Source organism: Vibrio antiquarius, from assembly GCF_000024825.1.
In the GTDB taxonomy this organism is placed as follows: Bacteria; Pseudomonadota; Gammaproteobacteria; order Enterobacterales; family Vibrionaceae; genus Vibrio; species Vibrio diabolicus.
The window spans coordinates 3,116,642-3,141,974 of sequence record NC_013456.1 but is presented as its reverse complement, the minus strand read 5'-3'; the positions used below and the strand labels follow the sequence as shown (position 1 = coordinate 3,141,974).

Genomic DNA, 25,333 nt, shown 5'->3' with positions numbered 1-25,333 from the left:
AATCGCAAATGATTTACGTATAAAGGAAGAGCAAACTCGAAAGCTACAGTTAGCCTAACTACACTTAAACGATCGTGTGAAGGAGGTATGTTATGCAGAAGCATCAATTGGACATGTGGCTACATGGTCCACATAAAGATACTTATAAAACTCCCAAAGTATTTGTGATTGGGTGTTCTGATGTCTCTGACTATTTGCTAGCAGTGGAGTACAAGCATCAACTTGAGCCAATTAAAGACGGTGAAGATCCGATACATTTCGGTTCGCTAGATTTGGTGAAAGAAGAGCTGCTGAGGTTAGGGGTAGATAAAGCGTACTTAAGGCTGCACAATGCGTATGACGAATGTGGCACTGAAGAGGCAGCCTCGTACTGTGATATCGAGTTATCGCTCGTGACGCACTAAATGGCGGAAACAACATTACTCAGATTGCGTGTTGATGTAGTGCTTGAGTAAGATCTGTTCAGTAAACTGCGTTCTGAGGTAAAAACCTCGGGGCAGAGTTTTTATCGGCTTGCCATTTGAGCTGTATGCTTCGGTGAGCGCTTTTGCATTCGCGGCTTTAGGGCGAAGATGCAGCGCTTCTCCGTGTCTGGCGGAAATTTGATCAAACTTCCCCAAGACGATCATCTCCATTAGCTCTTCCCAGTCGTTTCGTAAAATACGCTCTTCGTCGTCGTCTGGTGACCAAATCAGTGGGCTACCAACACGTCTTTCTGCAAGTGGAATTTCTCGTTCCCCTTCCACTGGTACCCAAAGCACACGAGATAGCTTGTTTCGAACATGACTTGTTTCCCATGTAAGACCATGAACACCAGTGAGGGGGGCCACAGAAACAAAGGTTGTTTCCAACGGTTTGCCAGAGTGACTGATCGGAATACTTTTCAGCTCGATCCCTAGCTTAGCGAAATCTTGTTGAGGTTTACTGCCAGCTGGAGCGCCCAAGTGCCATTCGAGTAATTGACCCACCCAACCTTTATCACGTTTTAAGTTTTCAGGAACAATCATATTCGCCTCGGCGGCCAACTCAGCAAAACTGAGTCCTGCCATATCATGCGCTCGTTCCAATAGCTCTGCTTCTGTTTGTGGTTCTGGTTTCATAGTCACAAGGTGGTATTACAAAAAATATAGTTTATCAAACTCCGGCCAAATCTACTGTTTAAGATTTCACCGAGGCGGTGTAAGAACGATCAATTCATAACTTATCCACAGGTGGAGGAGGTGTTGATAAGATCCTGACGGGGTCTGTATGAATAAACAGGGGTTAAAATGCATTTTTGGGGTTGATTTTGTTGTAATTATCTAAACGAATAGCAGGTGAGTGTGGATAAATAGCCTATTGGTGGATCTTTGACCGATCTGAGTTTGGTGAAAAGATCATCAAGAAACTGAAGATCGATTTATCGCTATTTTTTAAAATAAAGACTTTTTTATCAATGTGTTATATTTGTTTTCTTGTTTCTTTATTTGTTTTGCTTGTGATGGGGTTGAACAGAATTACTCATTTGAATTGAATTCTTCACAAAGTTATTCACAGAAAAGGTGAATAAATGTGGGCAATGTCTCACTCTTGTGTTGATAAGGTATGGTTTGATTAAAAGATATCCAAAAATGGTGAAAAGGTAATAAATCTTGCTCATATCACATCAGTAAGTTTGCTAGTAATGGGGATATGTGGAAAAATCACGGTAATAAAAAATTTATTCATAGAGGTTAGCCAGTGATAGATGGCGATGGTTACCGACTTAATGTTGGTATTGTGATATGTAATAACCATGGTCAGGTCTTCTGGGCTAAACGATACGGGCAACACTCATGGCAATTTCCACAAGGTGGGATTGACGAAGGTGAAACCCCTGAACAAGCCATGTTCAGGGAGTTATACGAAGAAGTCGGTTTAACGAAAAAAGACGTTAAGATCATTGCAACAAGTCGTCATTGGTTAAGATATAAGCTACCAAAGCGATTGGTGCGTTGGGACTCCAAGCCTGTTTGTATCGGCCAAAAACAGAAATGGTTTCTGCTGAGATTAGAATGCGATGAGTCTCGCATTAATATGCAACGCGGAAAATCCCCTGAATTTGATGGTTGGCGCTGGGTAAGTTACTGGTATCCAGTTAGGCAAGTTGTTTCTTTCAAGCGAGATGTTTATCGACGAGCGATGAAAGAATTTGCATCCTTAGCCATGCCTTTTCGAGAGAGAAAAGCGAAAGGGAAAAGAAAAAAGCAACGTAGAGGATAATCATGCTCAGTCAGCTAAGGGAAATAGTTGAGAAAGTCTCCAGGGTCGATGATGTGCATCTGGCACTCGATATATTGGTGAAAGAGACTTGTGCTGCCCTTAGTACTGAGTGCTGTACTATCTATCTTGCTAATGAAGAAATGCAGCGCCTTGAGTTAATGGCAACTCAAGGCCTTATTTTTGAAGGTGATAGTATTCATATCAACTTCAATGAAGGCTTGGTTGGGTTGGTAAAACGAAGCGCTGAACCCCTTAACCTTGCCGAAGCCTCAAAACACCCCGAGTTCAAATTCTTTCCTCAACTCGGCGAACAGATTTACCACTCTTTTTTAGCTACTCCAATCATTCATCGTAAACAAGTTTTAGGTGTGTTGGTGATCCAGCAAAAAACACCGCGCTTGTTCAGTGAAATGGAAGAGTCGTTTCTTGTCACGTTATCCGCTCAGCTAGCAGTGCTTATTGCGCATGCGCAGAATCTTGGGCATTGGCAGTTGGCATCTAAACCCACGGTATTAAAAGGTTTGCCTGCATCTACTGGTGTCGCGATTGGAGAGTTTTGGTTCGACAATACCCAACCGAGTTTATCGGATGTTTTCCCATCGTCCACGTTAGATAAGGAACGTGAGCACGAGACATTGCTGGTGGCGATAGAGCGAGCGTTAAATGATTTTCGCCGTATGCGGAAAAAGCTGGACAGTGAAATCAACAAAGATGCGCTGGCGATCTTCGATCTGTTTACGCACTTACTCAATGACCCGATGCTTCGTGGTGATTTGAAGAAGCAGATTGAAAAAGGAGACAGGGCAGATTGGGCGTTACGCCAAGTGGTAGAATCATACTCGAATCGATTTGCCAGAATGTCGGATGTCTACATGCGCGAGAGAGCGCAAGACATCCGAGAGTTAGGGCAAAGGCTGCTCTATTTTCTACATAACAGTGAGCAAGAAAATTCTGCAATTGATCGTCCCATTATTTTGGTGGCGAGTGAACTCACAGCCACCTTGCTCGCGTCTGTACCTAAAGAGTTTTTGTTAGCTGTCGTATCATTAGAGGGAGGCGCAAACTCTCACGCTGCCATTTTATCTCGAGCTCTTGGGGTCCCTGCAGTCATGGGTGCCAACATTAATCAGGATGTGGTGAATGGCAAACTCGGGATAGTCGACGGCTATACGGGTGAGATCTTCCTAGAGCCAAACCGTCAATTATTGCGAGAGTATCGCAGCTTAGTGAGTGAAGAGTCAGAATTGTTTGCAATGGTAAACAAGGACCTAGCACTCCCAGCGGTTACGCAAGACAATCACCACATCGAAATTATGCTCAATGCGGGGCTCAGTGCAGACAGTAATATTGCCATCAATACAGGTGTTGATGGTGTTGGATTGTACCGAACTGAGATTGCATTTTTACTTCAGCATCACTTTCCGTCGGAAGATGAGCAGTATCATCAATACCAAGCGATACTCAACAGTTATCCGAATCAACGAGTGGTGATGCGCACTTTGGATATTGGTGGTGACAAACCTTTGCCGTATTTGCCCATCGAAGAAGATAATCCGTTTCTAGGCTGGCGTGGCATTCGTTTTACATTGGATCACCCAGATATTTTCTTGATCCAGCTGCGTGCAATGTTAAGGGCGAGTGCAGAAAGCGGTAACTTAAGTATTTTGTTGCCAATGGTGTCTGGGGTAAAAGAGCTAGACGATGCAATTAGCTTGATTAATCAAGCCCACAGCGAAGCCGTGTTGCTTGATGATAGAATTCAGTTCCCACAAGTTGGGGTCATGATCGAAGTGCCATCAATGGTGTATTTATTGCCAACGATTGCTCACCGTGTTGATTTTGTTTCTGTCGGGACAAACGATTTAACCCAGTATTTATTAGCAGTTGATAGGAACAATTCCCGCGTTGCGGATGTCTATGAATCTATGCATCCTGCGGTACTGCTAGCGCTTAAGCAAATCCATGACGTGTGCGATAAGTATCAGGTGCCAGTGTGTATTTGTGGTGAGTTAGCTGGCGACCCATTTGGCGCTCTTCTCTTACTTGGGTTAGGGTATACCAGTTTGAGTATGAACACCTCCAACGTGGCTAAGGTGAAATATTTGATTCGTCATAGCCAACAAGAAGAATTAGAAAAATTAGCGGAGCAAGCAATGACAAAGTCCTACGGGGAGGACATTCATCAAATGATGCATGACTTCTTCATCCAACAGGGTTTTGCGGGCTTTATCCGTGCAGGTAAAAAGTAGGAAATCGTGACCGTCTCTTTATTTTTGTTATTGTTGGCGCTAGGCGCTTTTGTGGGTGTGATGGCGGGGTTACTCGGTATCGGTGGTGGTTTGATTGTTGTTCCTGCCTTGTTGTATTTGCTTCCTCTTGCTGGAATCTCTCCAGAAATGAGTATGCACATGGCCCTAGCCACTTCGTTAGCGAGTATTATTGTCACGTCAGGCTCATCGGCGATGAATCACCTTAAGCTCGGCAATGTCGATATGTTCGTCGTAAAATGGTTGATGCCAGGTGTGGTTATAGGTGGTTTTGTCGGTGCCAATATTGCTGAGTGGATCCCTACGCACTACTTGCCGAAAGTATTTGGTGTCATTGTTCTTTGCCTGTCAGTACAAATGTTCCGTTCCATTAAAGTTACGAGCAGTAAACCTATGCCGAGCAGCCCGGTGACCGTTGCGTATGGCACGGGGATTGGCGTCGTATCAAGCCTTGCTGGTATTGGTGGTGGTTCACTGTCGGTCCCATTTTTAAATAAACACGGGATAGAAATGCGTAAAGCGGTAGGTTCATCTTCCGTTTGTGGTTGCGTGATTGCTATTTCTGGTATGATCGGTTTCATCTTACATGGCTATAAAGTGGAAGGCTTACCTTCATACAGTATTGGCTATGTTTATCTTCCCGCTTTATTAGCGATTGCCATGGCCTCGATGCTCACAACAAAAGTGGGTGCGAAGCTGGCAACTAACCTTCCAACTGCGGTATTAAAAAAGATATTCGCGGTGTTCTTAATGTTTGTAGCAGCGACCATGCTGCTTTAAGTTTGTACCCAAGTCATTCTCGCTGAACCAAGCATCTAGAGGTTACTTGGGTATATTTATTTTGTTGTGATAAGAAGAGAATGATTTATGTCTCAGGGATATATTGAATTTCCCAATATTGATCCGGTTTTAATCTCTATTGGTCCTGTTTCGGTTCGTTGGTACGGTTTGATGTACCTTGTGGGCTTTATGTTCGCCCTATGGTTGGCGAACCGACGTGCGGATAAGCCGGGAAGTGGTTGGACACGAGAACAGGTTTCTGATTTGTTGTTCGCAGGCTTCCTTGGCGTGGTGATTGGTGGCCGTGTTGGCTACGTGCTTTTCTACAATTTTGAGCTTTTCCTAGCTGACCCTTTGTATTTGTTTAAAGTGTGGACCGGTGGTATGTCTTTCCACGGGGGCTTACTGGGTGTGATTACCGCGATGTTCTGGTATGCACACAAAAACGGGCGAACGTTCTTCGGCGTTGCCGACTTTATCGCGCCGCTTGTGCCATTTGGTTTGGGTATGGGGCGTTTAGGTAACTTCATGAACAGCGAATTGTGGGGCCGAGTAACGGATGTGCCTTGGGCGATCGTTTTCCCAAATGGCGGTCCACTGCCACGTCATCCATCGCAGCTTTATGAAATGGCGCTTGAAGGTATCGTACTTTTCTTCATCTTGAATTGGTTCATCAAGAAACCTCGTCCTCTAGGTTCTGTTTCAGGGCTATTTTTAGCTGGATATGGTACATTCCGCTTCCTAGTTGAGTACGTGCGCGAACCAGACGCTCATTTGGGTTTATTCGGTGGCTTTATTTCCATGGGACAGATTTTATCCCTGCCAATGGTGGTTATCGGTGTCCTAATGATGGTTTGGGCATACAAACGTGGTCATTACAAAGACGAGTTACCACAAAAGACGAAGTAAGGTATTGGTGTGAAACAGTATTTAGATTTGTGTCAACGCATCGTTGACCAAGGTGTTTGGGTTGAAAATGAGCGTACAGGCAAGCGCTGTCTGACCGTAATCAACGCGGATTTAACCTACGATGTTGCGAACAATCAATTTCCGTTGGTAACCACACGTAAAAGTTTTTGGAAAGCGGCCGTTGCAGAGCTACTAGGGTACATTCGTGGTTACGATAATGCGGAAGATTTTCGTAAGCTGGGCACGAAAACCTGGGATGCCAATGCCAACCTAAATGATGCTTGGTTAAATAATCCATACCGTAAAGGTGAAGACGACATGGGCCGTGTCTACGGTGTCCAGGGGCGCGCATGGGCGAAGCCTGATGGCGGGCATGTTGACCAATTACGCAAGATAGTGGATGACTTAACGCGTGGTGTTGATGATCGCGGTGAAATCTTGAACTTCTACAACCCGGGTGAATTCCACATGGGGTGCTTGCGTCCTTGCATGTATAGCCACCATTTTTCATTGCTGGATGATACGCTTTACCTAAACAGTACTCAGCGTTCGTGTGATGTACCGCTTGGCTTAAACTTCAATATGGTTCAAGTTTACGTGTTCTTGGCGATCATGGCGCAAATCACGGGCAAGAAACCTGGTCAGGCATTTCATAAGATTGTGAATGCGCACATTTATGAAGATCAGCTTGAACTGATGCGTGATGTTCAGTTGAAACGTGAACCATTAAAAGCGCCGACGTTCCACATCAATCCAGAGATTAAATCTCTAGAAGATCTGGAAACATGGGTCACACTGGATGACTTTTGGGTTGAAGGATACGAGCATCACGACCCTATTCGTTACCCATTCTCAGTGTAACCAGTGTTGTTCTTCAAGATATGAAAAAAGCTCCAAATGGAGCTTTTTTGCTTTTTGTACTTTGAAGGTATTACTTGAGTGCACTGACAATATAGCGGTGAATAGGGTTGGTCTGCTTCGGTGCAGACAGTGCCGGGCTAATAAACTTGGGTTGGGTGAATATTTGTTTGCTCACTAATGAGCGGATAAGCTCAAAATATTTCAGTTCTGTTTTCCCACATAGCAACAATGAAAAGTCATTGCCCAGTTTATCGTAGGCATTTAGCACCTCTCGGAACCCTCTGAGGTACAAGTAATCCTTCGTCAAACCGCCTCCTCGATACACACGAGCAGTCGTTGTAAATGCTTGAAGGTCAGACGTTTTATACTGTTCTTTTAATAGCATGAACGTATGGCGGAAATCGCGATCCTTGATCATCGACTCTACCGCCAGGACTCGTAAGGCTAAGGTTCTTAGGCGTTTGATACTGAAATGTCCTGACAGATATTCACACAATATAGCCAGCCCTTCTTGGGTGTTTGTATTAGCTGGGCACCCTAAGCTCAGGACCTTTAGCGGTTGTTGACGACCGTTAAGCGTAGTAAGAAGGTGTACACCCATTTCATGATGTGCGAGAGCCTCTAACTCATCGGTCGTGATGTATGCTGCGTGGTTAATTTTGACTCGAGATCCCGAAACGAGTGCGTTTGCTAACATCCCATCCAACACCTGTATTTCACACTCATATCCATTACGTTGAGCAAAGTTTTGCATGAAGTGTGCTATCGCGCGGCTATCATGCTGCGGTTTGCTCTCTTCTTCCGTGGGAAGGTGTAAAATGAAATGGGCGTTGGCAATATCTTTGGCGCTCGGCTCTCCGTAATAGCGCAGGGAGTTATAAAGAAACTCTTGTGTACCGATAGTATTCACTTGATCCAATTTATCTGCGTAAGACTGAATCACATCCGCGTACAGCTTTTGTAATTGGGTGTCTTGAATATTTTCTAAAGGCAGTTCATACAGACGTCGTTTTGCGCTGTGAGTATCTAGATTGGTGGTTGAGTATTGGAAGTTAGGCTCTTGAGAGTATTTGTTCTTAATAAAGCGCTCTCTTTCCTGAGCATAATTGAGAGGATTCACGCTACTGAGGATATCAATATCAGCAACCAGTTGAGTTAGGTTTTCGTCTATTGCGAGTAGCTGATCAGAAATAGTGCCATTAAGCTGCGTCATGTTGTCGACTCCAAATGAGGTAGCCCAGCATAAGTATGCTGGTATGGCTCAAATTATCACCAGACAACGAATTTGAACAGCGTCATTAACGCAAAAAAGGCCCCACAATGTGGAGCCTAAACAATAAGCGATGGTATGTAAGTTATTGTTATGTCGTTAGGGCTAAGATCGCGCCTGGTAAAATAACGAATACAGACATTAGGTAGCCACCGACAACAGCTTTGTTCTTGATAGCCATTTCAGAAATCATCTCAGCGCCTTTCACTGGAATTTCACGTAGGAACGGAATACCAAAGATAAACAGCGTTGCCATGATATTAAATACTAGGTGTACCAGAGCGATTTGAAGCGCGAATACCGCGAACTCACCCGATACGGCTGTTGCTGCTAGTAGCGCCGTAATACAAGTACCAATGTTTGCACCTAGCGTGAATGGGTAAATATCACGAACTTTAAGAACGCCTGTACCCACAAGTGGAACCATCAAGCTAGTTGTTGTTGATGAAGATTGTACCAACACAGTCACGATTGAACCCGATACAATACCGTGAATAGGGCCACGACCAATCGCGTTTTTCAAAATTTCACGTGCGCGGCCAACCATTAGGCTCTTCATTAGCTTACCCATTACCGTAATTGCAACGAAGATTGTCGCAATACCCAAAACGATAAGCATGATGCCACCAACAGTATCACCGAATGTTGAAAGTGGCTCTTTAATTGCACCCACAACTGGTTTTGTTATTGGCTTAATGAAGTTGAAGCCTTTAATGCTCATATCGCCAGTAGCAAGTAGTGGAGAAACAAGCCAATGAGAAACTTTCTCTAAAATGCCGAACATCATTTCCAACGGAAGGAAAATAGCAACAGCAAGTAAGTTGAAGAAGTCGTGAATAGTTGCGCTTGCAAATGCACGTTTGAATTCTTCTTTACAACGTACGTGACCAAGAGAAACAAGCGTATTAGTCACTGTGGTACCAATATTGGCACCCATCACCATCGGAATCGCGGTTTCTACTGGTAAGCCACCTGCAACTAAACCTACAATAATAGACGTTACAGTACTTGAGGACTGAATTAAGGCTGTTGCCACCAAGCCGATCATTAGACCAGCAACAGGGTGAGCGGCAAACTCAAATAGCACCTTAGCTTGATCGCCAGTTGCCCATTTGAAGCCACTACCAACCATAGATACTGCTAGAAGAAGCAGATACAACATGAATGCCAAGTTAGCCCAGCGTAACCAACGAGCAGTGCTCGAAATTGGCGCCACTGTTGAAGTAGCTTGGTTCATCATAATTTTCTCCGTTGACCTTTCAGTTCATTTTTCGGTCTGTAGTTGAAACTGCGGGCGATGTTAGAGAACAAATATTTCAGTAATATTACAGATTTCTTGCTGTGAGTAATTTTTATTGTTCTTTTTGATAGTGGTGTGAGTAGGGAAAAATGAAGGTTTTTAACTCTTTGAATTTAATGAATAAAATTGATTTTTGTTTTGTGTGGTTTTTGCGTTTTCTTTAGAAAGAAAATGCGCCTCAGTTCAACTTTTATGACAGTGTTAATTTTATATATTCGGTAAAACTTATGTTTTTGTAATGTATTGTATGGTTTTGTCGAGTTTATTGTTTGTCTCTGTCACATTTGGTATAAAAAGCATCACTTTCTTTTCGGGACTTGATCATGTCACATTTAAACTACAACCATCTATATTATTTCTGGATGGTGTGCAAACAGGGCTCTGTAACTAAAGCGGCCGATGCGCTTTTCCTGACACCGCAAACCGTGACAGGGCAGATTAAAGCGCTTGAAGAACGCATGAAAGGAAAGTTAACCAAACGAAATGGTCGTACAGTTGAGCCAACTGAGTTAGGGCAACTTGTTTTTAAGTACGCCGACCGAATGTTTGGTTTGAGTTATGAGATGTTAGATATCGTCAATTACAGTCAGCACTCGAACATTCTGTTTGAAGTTGGCGTAGCCGATGCGTTATCTAAGCGCTTGGTCAGTAAAGTACTAATGACGACTGTCCCGGAAGATAACAGTATTCATTTACGCTGTTATGAGTCAACCCACGAATTGCTACTTGAACGACTGTCTCAGCACAAGCTGGATATGATCCTCTCGGATTGTCCCGTTGACTCAACTCAAAGCCCTGGCCTTTATAGCAAAAAGCTAGGTGAGAGCAGCATGAGCTTTTTCGCCTCTTCTGAAATTGAAAATGTGCGTTTCCCTGAGATTCTGGAACAGAAAAAGCTTTTGATTCCTGCAAGCCGAACAGCAATGGGGCGTAAGGTTATTCAGTGGTTTGATCGTCAAGGTCTTCAGCCTAATGTGTTGGGAGAATTTGATGATGTTGCGTTGATGAAGGCTTTCGCACGGTATCACGATGATGTGATTTTCTTAGCGCCGACCGTATACATGTCGGAGATTGAGGACGACCGAAATCTACAGCTAATTGGTCATGTCGATGGGTTAAAAGAAGAGTACTACGTGATTTTTGCGGAACGAATGATCCAACACCCAGCGGTAAAAAATGTTTGTGATGCTGATTTCAGTCAAATGTTTGAGTAAACCCGTATCGTTGCGCAAATAAATAGATTACTATCAATAAAAATATAATTCTAAATAATACCTAAGTAACTCAAGATACTTGTTTTAGTGAGCAAAACTATTAATTATTGATGGCGCATCAATTCTTCACTTTGGTGGATAATATTGGTGTATCACTAACAACTAAATTAGAGGTTCTAATAATGAAGACTCTGGAAGTGTATCTTGATTTTCTTAGATATATAAATCAGTGCAACACAACAAGCTGGCCAGGGTTGGAATAAGTAAGTTGTAGCTAGAGGTCCAACACATGAATCTACAAGAAATGGAGCAGAACTCCGCAAAAGCCGTCGTGTTGCTCAAAGCGATGGCAAACGAGAGACGCCTACAAATCCTTTGTATGCTGCATAACCAAGAGCTGTCCGTGGGAGAGCTGTGTGCAAAGTTAGAGCTAAGCCAGTCGGCATTATCTCAGCATCTTGCTTGGCTTCGCCGTGATGAGCTAGTCACGACAAGGAAAGAAGCACAAACCGTGTACTACACATTAAAGAGTGATGAAGTGAAAGCGTTAATAAAAACACTGCATAGTCTTTATTGTGCTGAAAGCGCTTAGCGTTAATTACATATACCTAATATATCGTTCATTTTAGGCTGTGAATCTAACTCGTTGGAATATTTGAGAGTGGCGTTAAACTTTTGATGGTAGAGTTGCTGCGCATCGACCAATTTGCTTTGTTCTCAAGTGTTTTATTGGTGCTTTCCAGTTTGAGCTTTATAAGGTAAATAAGCTGATGCCTTTGAATAGGCGTGCAGAAAAAAGAAAAGCTGGCATTGCCAGCTTTTTTATTAAGAAAATTTTGTAGATATAAAAAAACCGACACAAGGTCGGTTTTTTCTTCACTGTAAAATCAGGACTCTATTAAAGAGCTTTGATTTGTGCAGCGAAACGAGACTTATGGCGAGCTGCTTTATTCTTGTGAATAAGGCCTTTAGTTGCCATGCGGTCTAGGATAGGTGTAACTACAGCGAATGCAGCAGTTGCAGCTTCTTTGTCGCCTGCTTCGATAGCAGCAACAGTTTTCTTCATGTAAGTACGCATCATTGAGCGACGGCTAGCATTGTGCTGACGACGTTTCTCAGCTTGGATAGCGCGCTTCTTAGCAGATTTACTATTTGCCAAGGGTCTAACTCCCAAAAACTTAGTTCTGTGACAATTTAAGGGCGAGGAATATCCCTCATTTGCGCTTAAATGTCAAATGATTTGTGCAAAAACCGATCTAAGCCAAAACAAATTTTGGTAAGAGAGGTTATCGCGGTTAAGATGGCGGGGATTCTAACAGCATTTTTATACCAATGCTAATAATTATCCGCGAAAGGCACACTTATTCCTTACAACCCGCGGATAGATTTTTGACGTCTATTTACAGCACCTGTCAGAGAAACAGTATAGGGTTAGCTGTCTTATGGTGATATTCCGAGGTTACAGTGAGTAAACGACTACTCAAGTCTGGCATGATCGTCAGTGCTATGACATTTATTTCCCGCGTTCTTGGCCTAGTTCGTGATGTTGTAGTGGCAAATTTAATGGGGGCAGGAGCAAGCGCAGACGTCTTTTTCTTCGCCAATAAAATTCCTAATTTTTTACGACGTTTGTTTGCTGAAGGTGCTTTTTCCCAAGCGTTTGTACCTGTTTTAACGGAAAGCCATGCTCAAGGCGACATGGATAAAACTCGGGATCTCATTGCTCGCGCGGCGGGTACGTTAGGGGGGATAGTCTCGATTGTTACCATTTTAGGTGTCCTAGGCTCCGGCGTGGTCACTGCTGTGTTTGGTTTTGGTTGGTTCCTTGACTGGATGCATGGTGGCCCGGCTGCAGCAAAGTTTGAGCTTGCTAGCGTGATGCTCAAAATCACCTTTCCCTATTTATGGTTCATTACCTTTGTCGCTCTATCGGGCGCTATCCTCAATACATTAGGTAAATTTGCTGTCTCCTCCTTTACCCCTGTTTTCCTCAATGTGATGATTATTTTGGCGGCGTGGTTTATCTCGCCGCAAATGGAAATGCCAGAAATAGGGCTTTCCATTGGTGTTTTCTTAGGTGGTTTGGTCCAGTTCTTATTCCAAATTCCCTTCCTTATTAAAGCAGGCGTCATGGTTAAGCCAAAATGGGGCTGGCGCGATCCGGGTGTGGTAAAAATCCGTACTTTGATGATCCCCGCTTTATTTGGTGTATCGGTCAGTCAGATTAACCTGTTGTTTGATACGTTCATCGCCAGTTTTTTGCAAACCGGTTCGATCAGCTGGCTGTATTACTCAGACCGTTTATTGGAATTTCCTTTAGGCTTGTTTGGTATTGCGATTGCGACTGTGATTTTACCCGCGCTTTCACGTAAGCACGTTGACGCACAAAGTGAAGGCTTCGCGCAAACCATGGATTGGGGGGTGCGCATGGTGATCTTGCTTGGTCTTCCTGCAATGCTTGGTCTGATGGTACTGGCAAAACCTATGCTCATGGTTCTGTTTATGCGAGGTGAATTTTCTCCTCAAGACGTACATCAAGCATCATTGTCGCTCTTTGCCTACGCTTCAGGTTTGTTGAACTTCATGTTGATCAAGGTGCTCGCGCCAGGTTATTACTCGCGTCAAGATACTAAAACGCCAGTAAAGTACGGCATCATTGCGATGGTGACCAACATGGTGTTTAACGCAATTTTTGCGTACTTTTATGGCTACGTTGGTTTGGCTATCGCGACGGCACTTTCGGCGTTCGTAAATATGGCATTGCTGTATCGTGGTCTACATATCGCAGGGGTATACCAAATCACCAAACGAACCGTCTTCTTTATTATACGTTTGGTTATTGCAGGTGCGGCGATGGTGGCTGCGATCTTATGGCAATTGGAAGACATGCCAGTGTGGCTAGATTGGAGCTTTGCTCACCGCAGCGGTGTACTAGGAATGTTGATCGGTCTAGGAGCCGTGGTTTACCTAGTGGTTCTATTTTTAACTGGTGCACGCTTAAAAGACCTAAAAGCTGGGACAGACTAAGGGTGATTAGTATATAATCCGTCAGTTTCACACAGTGTAAAGTAAAAACAGAGGCAGAAAGCAGTATCCAATGGAACTGATTAGAGGCATTCACAATATCACCCCGCGACATCATGGTTGCGTGCTGACTATTGGCAATTTCGATGGTGTCCATAAAGGCCATCAACAAGTATTGCAGCAAGTGTCTGAGCAAGCGGACAGGCTATCATTGCCTTCTGTTGTGATGACCTTTGAACCTCAGCCGATGGAGCTGTTTGCCAAAGATAAGGCACCTGCACGGTTGACGCGATTACGCGATAAGTTCGTGCAATTGAGTAAGCTCGATATTGATCGCTTGCTCTGCGTCAATTTCAATCGTCATTTTGCAAGTTTAACCGCGGAAGAATTTATCCGTGACTTGTTGGTCGAGCGTTTGGGTGTTAAGTTTCTTGTCGTTGGTGATGATTTCTGCTTTGGCAAAGGCCGTACAGGTAACTTTGCAATGCTGCAGGAAGCGGGGGAAAAGTACGGTTTTGATGTCGTGAGTACCCAGAGCTTTTGTTTACAACAATTACGTGTCAGCAGTACGGCTATCCGTCAAGCGCTGGCGCGTGACGATTTGCATTCCGCGCAACAGATGCTGGGAAGAAACTACAGCATCAGCGGTCGTGTTTCTCACGGAAGAAAGCTGGGCAGAACGATAGGTTTTCCTACTGCGAATATTCCTTTGAAACGCTGTGTTTCTCCGGTTTCCGGAGTCTATGTTGTTCAAGCGCTTGGCTTAGGAAATAAGCCAGTTGGTGGTGTTGCTAATATTGGTCAAAGACCGACTGTCAATGGCGTTCGCCAGCAGTTAGAAGTACACTTATTCGACTTTCATGCCAATTTATATGGCAAGCAACTAGAAGTGGAACTTTTGCATAAACTTCGAGATGAGCAAAAGTTTGAGTCGTTTGAAGCACTTAAACAACAAATCGAATTGGATGCTGAAGCAGCAAGGGTGTGGCTGCGTCAGCTTAAGCGTTGAGCGGTTTATTCCACCGTTCAACATAATGTCTAATTTTCGCCCAATATAACGGAATTAAGAATCGATGAGTGAGTATAAAGATACCCTGAACTTACCTGAAACAGGGTTTCCAATGCGCGGCAATCTGGCCAATCGTGAGCCAGAAATGCTTAAGCGTTGGTACAAAGAAGATCTTTACGGTGAAATCCGTAAAGCTAAGAAAGGCAAAAAGTCATTCGTATTGCACGATGGCCCTCCTTACGCAAATGGTGACATTCATATTGGTCACGCACTAAACAAGATTCTTAAAGACATTATTATTAAATCCAAAACACTTTCAGGTTTTGACGCACCTTACATTCCTGGCTGGGATTGCCACGGTCTACCTATTGAATTAATGGTAGAGAAAAAAGTAGGCAAGCCAGGCCAAAAAGTGACGGCAGCAGAATTCCGCGAGAAATGTCGTGAATACGCAGCAGGTCAGGTTGAAGGTCAGAAAGAGAGCTTCAAACGCCTTGGTATCATGGGTGAGTGGGACAAGCCATACCGCACTATGGATTTCGCAACTGAAGCGAACATTATTCGTGCTCTTGGTAAGATCGCAAGTAATGGTCACCTGCTAAAAGGTTTCAAACCTGTTCACTGGTGTACAGACTGTGGTTCTGCTCTTGCTGAAGCGGAAGTAGAATACAAAGATAAAGTATCGCCATCTATCGACGTTCGTTTTAAAGCGGCTGACGAAGCGGCACTGTTGTCTAAGTTTGAGCTGACTGAAGGTCATGAAGGTAAAGGCGATATCTCTATTGTCATCTGGACGACAACTCCTTGGACGCTTCCCGCGAACCGTGCTGTGTGTCTACGTGATGACCTTGAGTATGTACTTATCCAAGTCGAAGGCGAGCAACCTGAACGTATCATCGTTGCAGCTGAACTAGCGAAAGACGTAATGGACCGTGCGGGTATCGAGCACTTCCACAATCTTGGCTTTGCTAAAGGTGCGGATCTAGAGCTTTCTCAATTCCAACACCCATTCTACGATTTCACTGTACCGGCGATCCTTGGTGATCACGTTACGACTGATTCAGGTACTGGTGTTGTTCACACTGCTCCTGGTCACGGTCAAGAAGACTTCGCGGTTGGTAACAAGTACAACCTAGAAGTAGCAAACCCAGTTGGTTCAAACGGTGTTTACTTACCAGATACAGAGCTATTTGCTGGTCAGCACGTATTTAAAGCGAACGATGCAGTAGTAGAAGTACTGAAAGAAAAAGGTGCACTACTACACCACCACGCTTACGAGCACAGCTACCCACACTGTTGGCGTCATAAGACTCCAATCATCTTCCGTGCTACACCTCAATGGTTCGTTTCTATGGACCAAGCTGGCCTACGTGCTAAAGCATTAGAGTCAATCAAGAACGTAGAGTGGATGCCTGAGTGGGGTCAAAGCCGCATCGAAGGTATGATCGAAGGTCGCCCTGAGTGGTGTATCTCTCGTCAACGTACTTGGGGTGTGCCAATTGCTCTGTTTGTTCATAAAGAAACAGCAGAACTTCATCCAAACACGCTAGAGCTGATCGAGAAAGTCGCTAAGCTGGTTGAAGAGAAAGGCATCCAAGCATGGTGGGATGTCGATGCAGCTGAACTACTAGGTGCTGACGCTGACCAATACGAAAAAGTACTCGATACGCTAGACGTATGGTTCGATTCAGGTGTCACTCACTTCTCCGTTGTTGATGCTCGTGAAGAGTACAACGGCAACAGTGCAGACCTATACCTAGAAGGTTCTGACCAACACCGTGGTTGGTTCCAGTCTTCTCTAATTTCATCTATCGCGATGAAAGACGAAGCGCCTTACAAACAAGTACTGACACACGGTTTCGTGGTTGATGGTCAGGGTCGTAAGATGTCTAAATCTATCGGTAACGTGGTTGCGCCAAAAGACGTAACTAACAAGCTAGGTGCTGACATTCTTCGTCTATGGGTTGCTTCAACAGACTACACTGGTGAAGTTGCGGTTTCGGATGAAATCCTAAAACGTAGCGCAGATGCTTACCGTCGTATCCGTAACACGTCTCGCTTCTTCCTAGCTAACCTGAGCGGCTTCAACCCAGAAACAGACATCGTTCCTGTTGAAGAGATGGTTGCGCTAGATCGCTGGGCAGTTGGTCGTGCGCTAGCAGCACAAGAAGAGATTGTTAAAGCATACGAAGAGTACAACACACACGGTGTAACTCAGCGTCTAATGCAATTCTGTTCAATCGAAATGGGTTCTTTCTACCTAGACGTAATCAAAGACCGTCAGTACACAGCAAAACGTGGCGGTAACGCTCAACGTAGCTGTCAGACAGCACTTTACTACATCGTAGAAGCGCTAGTTCGTTGGATGGCGCCAATCATGTCGTTCACTGCAGATGAAATCTGGAACGAAATGCCAGGCGAGCGCGACAAGTTCGTATTCACCGGTGAGTGGTTCGACGGTCTATTCGGCCTTGCTGAAGGTGAAGAGCTGAACAATGAATTCTGGGCTGAGATCCAAGCGGTTCGTGGTGCAGTAAACAAACTTCTAGAAGATGCGCGTAAAGAGAAAACCATCGGTGGTGCACTACAAGCTGAAGTGACTCTATTTGCTGATGACGCTTTAGCGGCGAAGATCAACAAACTTGAAGATGAACTGCGCTTTGTTCTACTAACCTCTGCGGCGAAAGTTAAGCCTCTAGGTGAGAAGACTGATGCAGCACAAGCCACGGATATCGAAGGCTTGTTTGTTGAAGTTGCAGCAGCTGAAGGCGAGAAGTGTGATCGTTGTTGGCACCACACGCCAGACGTAGGCACAATTGAAGGTCACGAGAAAATCTGTGGTCGTTGTGTATCTAACGTAGAAGGCGAAGGTGAAGTACGTAAATTCGCGTAATTGCCTAGAACGACTGAACTTTTTTTAAAATTAACAGCCCCAGTATTTACTGGGGCTGTTTGTAGGTAAAGTAATGAGTGAAAAAGCACTGTCTTTAAAGCAATCTGGTATTCGCTGGTTATGGTTAGCGGTGGTTATCTTTTTAGCTGATATTGGCATTAAGTATGTTGTAATGAACAACATGGGATATGGCTGGGCAAACCGCATAGAAATTTTGCCATTCTTTAATCTTTTGTACGTGCATAACTATGGTGCTGCTTTTAGCTTTTTGAGTGATCAAGCGGGCTGGCAACGTTGGTTATTTACAGGTATTGCTTTTATCGTTACAGGTCTTTTGACTTACTGGATGAGCAAACTACCAGCGAAAGAGAAATGGAATAATATTGCTTATGCCATGATTATTGGTGGCGCAGTAGGCAATGTATTCGACCGAGTAATACATGGGTTTGTCGTAGATTATTTGGACTTTTTCTGGGGTAATTATCACTGGCCAGCGTTCAACCTTGCAGACATGACGATCTGTATTGGTGCCGCGATGATTATTCTTGACGGCTTTCGAAAGAAAGACGAGGCGAAAGCCTAAGTAGTGGCAGTGTATATTGCGAAAAGTTGAATAACCCTAAGCGTCGCCCGTTGATTCGGGCGACGCTTTTTATTATGTTGGAGCGCCAATCAGCACATCAATGTATAAAAAGACCAAGCTGACAGCGTAATAACCCAAGAACAAGGAAGCAGTAACGTGACAACAATAACCAATGAATCTGTAGTAACCCTTCACTTTACGATTAAAATGAAAGACGGATCGGTTGCGGATAGTACTCATAACATGGGTAAACCAGCGAAATTTGTTATGGGTGATGGCAGCTTGAGTGAAAACTTTGAGCAGTGCTTGATAGGCCTCGAAACAGGCGCACAAAAAGCGATTGAGCTAAAAGCAGAAGACGCGTTTGGCATGCCAAACCCAGACCATGTACACCATATGGATCGCACTAAGTTTGTAGGTGATGCAGAAGTAGAAGTGGGTACAATCATGGCGTTCAGTGGTCCTGATGGTATGGAAATCCCGGGCATTATTACAGAGATTGCTGGCGATTCAGTCACTGTGGACTTCAACCATCCTCTAGCGGGACAAGACGTGACTTTCGAAGTTGAAATTTTGTCAGTAGAATAGCGAACCCAATAAAGATAATTTCCATGAGCAATGAAATGAAAATCCTATTAGCTAACCCACGCGGCTTTTGTGCTGGTGTAGACCGTGCGATTAGCATCGTAGAGCGTGCGCTAGAGATGTATCAGCCACCGATTTATGTTCGTCATGAGGTGGTGCATAACCGTTTTGTGGTTGAAGGGCTAAAACAACGTGGCGCTGTCTTCGTTGAAGAGCTGCATGAAGTGCCAGACAACAACATTGTGATTTTTTCTGCTCATGGTGTATCGCAGGCGGTTCGTCAGGAAGCCAAGCAGCGAGATTTGACGGTATTTGACGCGACTTGCCCGTTGGTAACCAAAGTGCATATGGAAGTAGCGCGAGCAAGCCGCCGCAATATGGAAGTGGTTCTGATTGGTCACGCAGGTCACCCTGAAGTGGAAGGCACAATGGGGCAGTACGCGAGTGAAACCGGTGGTATGTACTTGGTTCAAACCCCGGCCGATGTTGAGAAACTGAAGTCGATTGTGAAAGATCCATCTGATCTTCATTACGTAAGCCAAACGACACTTTCTGTAGATGAAACTGCCGATGTTATCGAAGAGCTACGCCGCGTCTTCCCAGATATCCAAGGACCACGTAAAGACGATATCTGTTACGCGACACAAAACCGCCAAGATGCCGTACGTGAATTAGCGGGTGACGTAGATGTGATGGTTGTGGTGGGTTCTAAAAACTCATCAAACTCTACACGTCTTAAAGAGCTAGCTGAAAAGCTAGGGACACCTGGCTACTTAACCGACTGTCCGGAAGATATCAAACCTGAGTGGTTCGAAGGCAAAACAAAGGTCGGCGTGACTGCGGGAGCATCTGCTCCGGAAGAGCTCGTCAATCAGATTCTAGAGCGAATCAAAGAACTCGTCGGTGCCGAAGCGGTCGATGAAGTACTTGGTCGCGAAGAGAATATGTTCTTTGAAGTACCTAAAGAACTGCAAATCAAGCAAGTGGATTAATCTCCATTTATCGAATATTCAAAAGGCGACCAGTGGGTCGCCTTTTTTACATCTCTCTCAGTTCATTTAGGTAATCACGAATTTGGTCTTTTCCTAAACCATCGATAATCATATCAGACATCTTCGTGATTCTTCGCTCAAGCGACTGAGCAACCCTTTTGCAATGTGCGTACACCTCTTCATCAGAACCTTCAGTCGGAAAGGCATCAACTTGCCAGTTTACTCGAACGCCCCCCGCAAGCCATTGAGGAGCTGCCTCTTGATGTAAAGAGTCACAGAGAATAATAACGATGTCAGGAAGAAACTGAGTTCGCTCTTCCCATGAGTGTGTGTGGGTATGCGGAATGGGAAGTTGGTGGTCATCTAAATATTTTTGCACCACCGGGTGAACTGTGCCTGTGGGGTGAGACCCGCCGCTGGCGACACTAAACTCTGCTGGCAGGATATGGGTTGCGATCGACTCAGCGAGCACACTTCGTCCAGCATTGTGCTTACATATGAACAAAACTTTATACATCATCGCCTCGTCTTTTCGGAGCGTCTTATTTATACGCTAGCGGAAACTCAGCGGTGATGTGTGAACTTTTTGTGTTAGTGGCTAATGCCCAGCATCTCTTTGAGCACTTTAAGGTAGCGGCGGCTTACTGGTATCTCAAAGCCAGTTTTGGTGATGATTTCTGCTAATCCGTTTTCGAGTAATTTGATTTCGCTGATGGCCTTAATGCTGACTAAGTATTGGCGATGACAGCGTACCAGTGGGGTTTTCTCTTCTAGCGTTTTTAATGTTAGTTGAGTGCTCGCGGCTTGGCTGGTGGAGCGTACATGCACGCCGCTGATATCACTGTATGCACATTCTACCGTGTCGGTGGCCATGATGACGATACGGTTGTGCCCGATGCACGGAATCTGATCTAAAGTGTCGGGCGTAATAGCAGACAGCTGTTGAGTTAGGGCGGATTGACTAATGACTTTATTTAGCCGTTTGACCGTTTTGGTTAAACGGCATGGGTCGACAGGTTTGAGCAAGTAATCAAAGGCGTTGTCTTCAAACGCTTGAATTGCATACTGGTCGTAAGCCGTGACAAAAACCACATAAGGCATGGTTTCTGGATCAAGCATTCCAAGTAGTTCAATCCCAGTGACTTGAGGCATTTGGATATCGAGAAACACCACATCAGGTTTGAGCTCATTGATTTTTTTTAGACCAAGGATCGCGTTTGAGGCATTGCCCACCACTTCAACTTGTCCTGTTTCATCCAATAACTCTGTCAACTCTTCACGAGCAAACTGTTCATCATCAATGACGAGTGCGGTTAACATCCAACATTACCTTTATTGCTTCAGCGTGCTTTTATGATTTTGGGGGAATGATAAAGCTCATTTTAGTAAATTGATGTGGCTCGCACGTAATTTTTAGCGATGCATCACGCCCAAATTGATTAGTGAGACGTTTGTCGACAATTTCTAAACCTAGCCCGGAGTGGTTTTCTTTTGGCGGTTCAAAACTGCCTGCATTGTCTTCGACGGTAATCAAATGACCTTGTGGGTGTGCTTCGCTGTATATATGAACTTTACCACCTTCAAGCATGTTTGAAATGCCGTGTTTAATGGCATTCTCAACCAAAGGCTGGAGTGTAAAGCTTGGCAATTTGATGTCCAGCAATTCAGGTTGAATATCGATTTCAACCTCTAAGCGGTCCGTAAAACGAGCTTTTTCGATGCTCAAGTACGAGTTCACATGTGCAAGCTCTTCCTTTAGCGTCACGGTATTAATGTTCTGCTTTAAATTGCTGCGGAAGAAGTGCGATAAATTTTGGATTAGCTCGCGCGCTTTGTCAGGATCACGACGAGTAATCGCACTAATAGTATTGAGTGCATTAAACAAAAAGTGTGGATTCACCTGAGCGTGAAGCAGTTTGATTTCTGCTTGAGCGAGTAAGGCTTGTTGTTGTTGGTAATCGCCATACAGGATTTGGCTAGAGAGAAGCTGAGCTATCCCTTCCGCCATTGACATGTTGGCCGTGGAGAACAATTTACGCTTCGGTTCATACAGCTTTATGGTACCAATGACCTCTTTTCCCGCACGTAGTGGGATGATCAGCGCGGAGCCAAGTTTGCAGTCTTTTGCGATGGAACATTGGTATGGACGTTCTGCGCCATCAAGATAAATGATGTCGTTTTTCTCCATGGAGTCTAATGTGCTTTGCGATGAAATCGGCGTGTTCGGTTTATGGTGATCATCGCCAATGCCCACAAACGCTAAGATTTTTTCTTGGTCGGTAATCGCGACAGCGCCCACTTTTGTTTCTTCGTAAATAATACGTGCTATTTTCTCTGCGTTTTCGGTGTTGAAGCCGTTGCTTAGAATTCCCACTGAGCGATCAGCAATGGTGAGTGCTCGACGCGAAAACGTCGCAGAAAACTTTTCAAAGATCGCTTTTCTGTCTTGCAGGATACTCATGAACAACGCCGCACCAAATGAGTTTGCGATGATCATAGGTGCTGCAATGGCGGACACCAGTTCATAGGCTTGATCAAAAGGTTTCGCGACGGCGAGCAGCAAAATCATTTGCACCACTTCTGCAACAAACGTGACGCTGAATACAACGCTTGGATTAAACAGCAATGCGCCTTTATTTCGTTTGATAAGGTAAACGTGGAGCAAGCCACCAATTACGCCCTCGGCGGTGGTTGAAATTGCGCAGGCTAGGTCAGTAAAGCCACCAAGAGAGTATCGATGGATGCCACCAGTAAATCCGACGGCGAAACCTACAACAGGTCCACCAAACAGCCCGCCCATGACCGCGCCGATCGCTCGAGTATTGGCAATAGCGTCGTTGATATGCAGACCGAAATAGGTGCCGAGAATACAAAAGCCAGAGAAAAGTACGTAACAAATTAGGCGGTGGCTTAAGCGCGAAGAAATACTCAGCAAAGGTAAGATGATTGGCGTTTTACTTAGCATGTAAGCCAAAACTAAGTAAACACACATCTGTTGTAAAAGGGAAACGACCAGTTCCATAGTGAACCTAACCTAGAATCAATGTTGTTATTGTATACCTAAGTCACTTCAAGATGCTTGGCTCAGATAAATAAAGACAGCTTAATACATGGCGCTGCGCTCCGAGTTCTGAATCTTAAAGTGACTTGGGTATAAAACAAAAAGAGCCTGCAATTGGCAGGCTCTTATCTTAGTCACTCGGATGCGACGAGTATTACGCTGTTTCTGATACGGCTTGTGGTTTCTCTTCGTCAGCCAGTTCAGTTTCACCTTTACCCTTAGAGGTTTTGATAACGTAACCAGTCACTGCTAGGGCAAACACAATACCGACGATAGTTGATAGTTGCATTGGCAGGCCAAAACCTAGCGAGCTGTTGTTTAAGATGAACGTGACACATACAATGGTCATGAAGATAGCAGGGATAGTGGTAATCCAGTGCAGCTTGTTGTGACGCAGTAGGTAAGCGGACGCAGTCCAAAGCATCATTACTGCTGTTGTTTGGTTAGCAAAACCGAAGTAGCGCCAGATAATGCCGAAGTCTACTTGAGTTAAGATACCGCCGATAACGAACAGTGGAAGTGCCATCAGTAGTCGGTTACGTAGCGTCTTTTGTTCCATGTTGAAGTATTCAGCAAGGATCAGACGGCTTGAACGGAACGCTGTATCGCCAGACGTAATTGGTAGGATAACCACACCTAAGAACGCAAGGATACCACCGAACACACCAAGCAGACCAAATGATGCGCTGTATACCACGTTACCAGGACCACCGTTTTTCACAGCTTCTGATAGTGCGTCTAGAGAGCCGAAGAAAGACAGAGCGATAGCACACCAGATTAGCGCGATAACACCTTCACCAATCATTGCTCCGTAGAAGACGAAACGACCGTTTTTCTCGTTTTCCATACAACGCGCCATCAGTGGAGACTGAGTCGCGTGGAAGCCAGAGATCGCGCCACATGCGATAGTGATGAACAGTGCTGGCCATAGTGGCATATCATTTGGGTTAAGGTTCGAGAACATGTCTGAAACTTGGAAGTCACCCATTACTGTGTGTTCGCTAGAAAACGCAACGGCTGTCATTAGACCAACAGACATAAAGATGAGTAGAGCGCCAAACAGTGGGTAGAAGCGGCCAATGATTTTATCGACAGGAACAATCGTCGCAATGATGTAGTAAGCGAAGATAGCGATAACCATAGTAGTCATGCTTACGCTCAAGCTTGTTTGATCATTGATGAGGTTAGTAATCATGCCTGCAGGAGCAGAAACGAACACTACGCCAACAAGAAGCAGTAGGACAATGGCAAAAATATTCATAAAGTGTTTTGCGCCATTACCTAGGTAGCGACCAGTGATAGTAGGTACAGATGCGCCGCCGTTACGCACTGAAAGCATGCCTGAGAAGTAATCGTGTACTGCACCAGCAAAAATACAACCGACAACAATCCAAAGCATTGCCGCTGGACCGTATAGTGCACCCATGATTGGGCCGAAAATTGGACCAACACCAGCGATGTTAAGTAGCTGAACTAGATAAACTTTCTTTGTTGACATTGGAACGAAGTCAACACCGTCCGATTTGGTGTGAGCAGGCGTTTGGCGTTTTTCATTGATGCCGAAAATCTTCTCGACGAAAGCGCCGTAGATGAAGTATCCGCCGATTAGGGCTGCGACACAGGTTAGAAACCACATCATAGCAATTGTCCTTGGTCTTAGTTGGGTAGGGTAATTTTTTAATCTCAGGATGCATGTTATGCGTCACTTGTGTTAAATGCATTCGGTTAGTAGATGAGTGGTCGAATAGAGCACTGAGTGGTCGATATGCTGCTTGAGCGGTTTTTAAAAATGGCGAACGGTTGATTGCAGTAGTGAGCGGCTGATTCGAGGCGTCAGTGGTTTAATCTGCAAGCTAAGCGGCAAACGCCAATAATTAGTGGTAAGCTTATTTTTGAAAACAATTACTTAAGGAAGAACCATGAAAAAGGCAACGTTAGGTTTGGCGCTGGCTTTACTTGCAGGATGCGCTGCAACGACGGAAGATCTTGCCAAGTCAGGAGATTGGCATCAGATCGGATATCAAGATGGTGTAGCCGGACATACATCACGCACGATGAGCGAGCTGCGTGAGTTGGGTAGCGTTAAGCAAAGTGACTACGACCAAGGTTATTTAGAGGGTCTACGTGAATACTGTAACCCTGCTTTTGCGTATCAAATGGGGTTATCTGGTCAGTATTATGAAGGGGTTTGTGAGGGTACTGAGCAAGCACAAAAATTCCGTATGGAATGGCAGCGTGGCTGGAATGAGTACTCAAATTAATAGTCAATAAAGCCGTTGTGATACCGTCCGCATAACATAATTGTGGCAAAATTATCATTATTAAACTATGTTCATATTGCTTG

The 25,333-nt window shown here is 44.6% G+C and carries 23 protein-coding genes; 15 read left to right on the top strand and 8 right to left on the bottom strand.

Features of this window, described 5'->3' with window-relative positions; genetic code table 11:
- Positions 1–92 precede the first annotated feature (92 nt).
- Positions 93–404, top strand: a complete 312-nt coding sequence (locus tag VEA_RS14540) for a DUF6482 family protein (protein ID WP_005397320.1) — start codon at positions 93–95, stop codon at positions 402–404.
- Positions 405–419: 15 nt separating this feature from the next.
- On the opposite strand, the gene mutH is transcribed toward VEA_RS14540, so the two are convergent.
- A complete protein-coding gene (mutH, locus tag VEA_RS14535) occupies positions 420–1,100 on the bottom strand; it encodes a DNA mismatch repair endonuclease MutH (RefSeq protein WP_006742669.1) in 681 nt (226 codons plus the stop codon).
- 619 nt (positions 1,101–1,719) lie between these two features.
- On the opposite strand from mutH, the gene rppH reads away from it, so the two are divergent.
- The 5 genes from rppH to VEA_RS14510 all read left to right on the top strand — a co-directional run bounded on the left by rppH (position 1,720) and on the right by VEA_RS14510 (position 7,058).
- Positions 1,720–2,241 carry an RNA pyrophosphohydrolase gene (gene rppH / locus VEA_RS14530; protein ID WP_005381953.1) on the top strand — a complete coding sequence of 174 codons (522 nt, stop codon included), beginning with the start codon at positions 1,720–1,722 and terminating at the stop codon, positions 2,239–2,241.
- A 2-nt stretch (positions 2,242–2,243) separates the two neighbouring features.
- Positions 2,244–4,490: a phosphoenolpyruvate--protein phosphotransferase gene (gene ptsP, locus VEA_RS14525; protein WP_006743342.1), complete on the top strand. Its 2,247-nt coding sequence runs from the start codon at positions 2,244–2,246 to the stop codon at positions 4,488–4,490.
- A 6-nt stretch (positions 4,491–4,496) separates the two neighbouring features.
- Entirely contained in the window at positions 4,497–5,288 is a 792-nt protein-coding gene (locus tag VEA_RS14520) for a sulfite exporter TauE/SafE family protein (RefSeq protein WP_006743341.1), read from the top strand.
- A gap of 87 nt (positions 5,289–5,375) precedes the next feature.
- A complete protein-coding gene (lgt, locus tag VEA_RS14515; protein ID WP_005381948.1) occupies positions 5,376–6,197 on the top strand; it encodes a prolipoprotein diacylglyceryl transferase in 822 nt (273 codons plus the stop codon).
- A gap of 9 nt (positions 6,198–6,206) precedes the next feature.
- The gene (locus VEA_RS14510; RefSeq protein ID WP_005381947.1) at positions 6,207–7,058 is read left to right on the top strand and encodes a thymidylate synthase; all 852 of its coding nucleotides are present in this window, start codon (positions 6,207–6,209) and stop codon (positions 7,056–7,058) included.
- 70 nt (positions 7,059–7,128) lie between these two features.
- On the opposite strand, the gene VEA_RS14505 is transcribed toward VEA_RS14510, so the two are convergent.
- Together VEA_RS14505 and VEA_RS14500 are read right to left on the bottom strand one after the other, a co-directional pair.
- Complete coding sequence (locus VEA_RS14505; RefSeq protein ID WP_006743340.1) at positions 7,129–8,271, bottom strand: flavohemoglobin expression-modulating QEGLA motif protein; 1,143 nt, start codon at positions 8,269–8,271, stop codon at positions 7,129–7,131.
- Positions 8,272–8,419: 148 nt separating this feature from the next.
- Positions 8,420–9,565: a Na/Pi symporter gene (locus tag VEA_RS14500; protein WP_031780616.1), complete on the bottom strand. Its 1,146-nt coding sequence runs from the start codon at positions 9,563–9,565 to the stop codon at positions 8,420–8,422.
- 386 nt (positions 9,566–9,951) lie between these two features.
- Between VEA_RS14500 and nhaR the strand changes: the two genes are divergently transcribed.
- Both nhaR and VEA_RS14490 read left to right on the top strand, forming a co-directional pair.
- The gene (gene nhaR, locus VEA_RS14495; RefSeq protein ID WP_005381942.1) at positions 9,952–10,842 is read left to right on the top strand and encodes a transcriptional activator NhaR; all 891 of its coding nucleotides are present in this window, start codon (positions 9,952–9,954) and stop codon (positions 10,840–10,842) included.
- A 289-nt stretch (positions 10,843–11,131) separates the two neighbouring features.
- Positions 11,132–11,434: an ArsR/SmtB family transcription factor gene (locus VEA_RS14490; protein WP_005397309.1), complete on the top strand. Its 303-nt coding sequence runs from the start codon at positions 11,132–11,134 to the stop codon at positions 11,432–11,434.
- A 306-nt stretch (positions 11,435–11,740) separates the two neighbouring features.
- Here the strand turns inward: VEA_RS14490 and rpsT are convergent, their stop codons facing one another.
- Entirely contained in the window at positions 11,741–12,001 is a 261-nt protein-coding gene (gene rpsT, locus VEA_RS14485) for a 30S ribosomal protein S20 (protein ID WP_005381938.1), read from the bottom strand.
- A gap of 305 nt (positions 12,002–12,306) precedes the next feature.
- Between rpsT and murJ the strand changes: the two genes are divergently transcribed.
- The 6 genes from murJ to ispH all read left to right on the top strand — a co-directional run bounded on the left by murJ (position 12,307) and on the right by ispH (position 19,928).
- Positions 12,307–13,869 (top strand): murein biosynthesis integral membrane protein MurJ, encoded by a 1,563-nt coding sequence (gene murJ, locus VEA_RS14480; protein ID WP_012842133.1) that lies wholly within the window; start codon positions 12,307–12,309, stop codon positions 13,867–13,869.
- Positions 13,870–13,939: 70 nt separating this feature from the next.
- Positions 13,940–14,875 (top strand): bifunctional riboflavin kinase/FAD synthetase, encoded by a 936-nt coding sequence (ribF, locus tag VEA_RS14475; RefSeq protein ID WP_006743103.1) that lies wholly within the window; start codon positions 13,940–13,942, stop codon positions 14,873–14,875.
- A gap of 64 nt (positions 14,876–14,939) precedes the next feature.
- Entirely contained in the window at positions 14,940–17,768 is a 2,829-nt protein-coding gene (gene ileS / locus VEA_RS14470) for an isoleucine--tRNA ligase (RefSeq protein WP_012842132.1), read from the top strand.
- A gap of 73 nt (positions 17,769–17,841) precedes the next feature.
- A complete protein-coding gene (gene lspA / locus VEA_RS14465; protein ID WP_012842131.1) occupies positions 17,842–18,351 on the top strand; it encodes a signal peptidase II in 510 nt (169 codons plus the stop codon).
- Positions 18,352–18,507: 156 nt separating this feature from the next.
- A complete protein-coding gene (gene fkpB, locus VEA_RS14460) occupies positions 18,508–18,939 on the top strand; it encodes an FKBP-type peptidyl-prolyl cis-trans isomerase (RefSeq protein ID WP_012842130.1) in 432 nt (143 codons plus the stop codon).
- 23 nt (positions 18,940–18,962) lie between these two features.
- A complete protein-coding gene (ispH, locus tag VEA_RS14455; protein ID WP_006743106.1) occupies positions 18,963–19,928 on the top strand; it encodes a 4-hydroxy-3-methylbut-2-enyl diphosphate reductase in 966 nt (321 codons plus the stop codon).
- A gap of 46 nt (positions 19,929–19,974) precedes the next feature.
- Here the strand turns inward: ispH and VEA_RS14450 are convergent, their stop codons facing one another.
- From VEA_RS14450 to VEA_RS14435, 4 genes are all read right to left on the bottom strand, one after another.
- Positions 19,975–20,448, bottom strand: a complete 474-nt coding sequence (locus VEA_RS14450) for an arsenate reductase/protein-tyrosine-phosphatase family protein (RefSeq protein ID WP_041852992.1) — start codon at positions 20,446–20,448, stop codon at positions 19,975–19,977.
- 71 nt (positions 20,449–20,519) lie between these two features.
- A complete protein-coding gene (btsR, locus tag VEA_RS14445) occupies positions 20,520–21,248 on the bottom strand; it encodes a two-component system response regulator BtsR (protein ID WP_006743107.1) in 729 nt (242 codons plus the stop codon).
- A 31-nt stretch (positions 21,249–21,279) separates the two neighbouring features.
- Entirely contained in the window at positions 21,280–22,950 is a 1,671-nt protein-coding gene (locus VEA_RS14440; RefSeq protein WP_005397519.1) for a sensor histidine kinase, read from the bottom strand.
- A 193-nt stretch (positions 22,951–23,143) separates the two neighbouring features.
- The gene (locus VEA_RS14435; RefSeq protein ID WP_006743108.1) at positions 23,144–24,628 is read right to left on the bottom strand and encodes a carbon starvation CstA family protein; all 1,485 of its coding nucleotides are present in this window, start codon (positions 24,626–24,628) and stop codon (positions 23,144–23,146) included.
- Between the two features lie 280 nt (positions 24,629–24,908).
- Here VEA_RS14435 and VEA_RS14430 point away from each other — a divergent pair, with 280 nt between their 5' ends.
- Positions 24,909–25,250: a DUF2799 domain-containing protein gene (locus VEA_RS14430; protein WP_012842128.1), complete on the top strand. Its 342-nt coding sequence runs from the start codon at positions 24,909–24,911 to the stop codon at positions 25,248–25,250.
- The last annotated feature ends 83 nt before the right edge of the window (positions 25,251–25,333 follow it).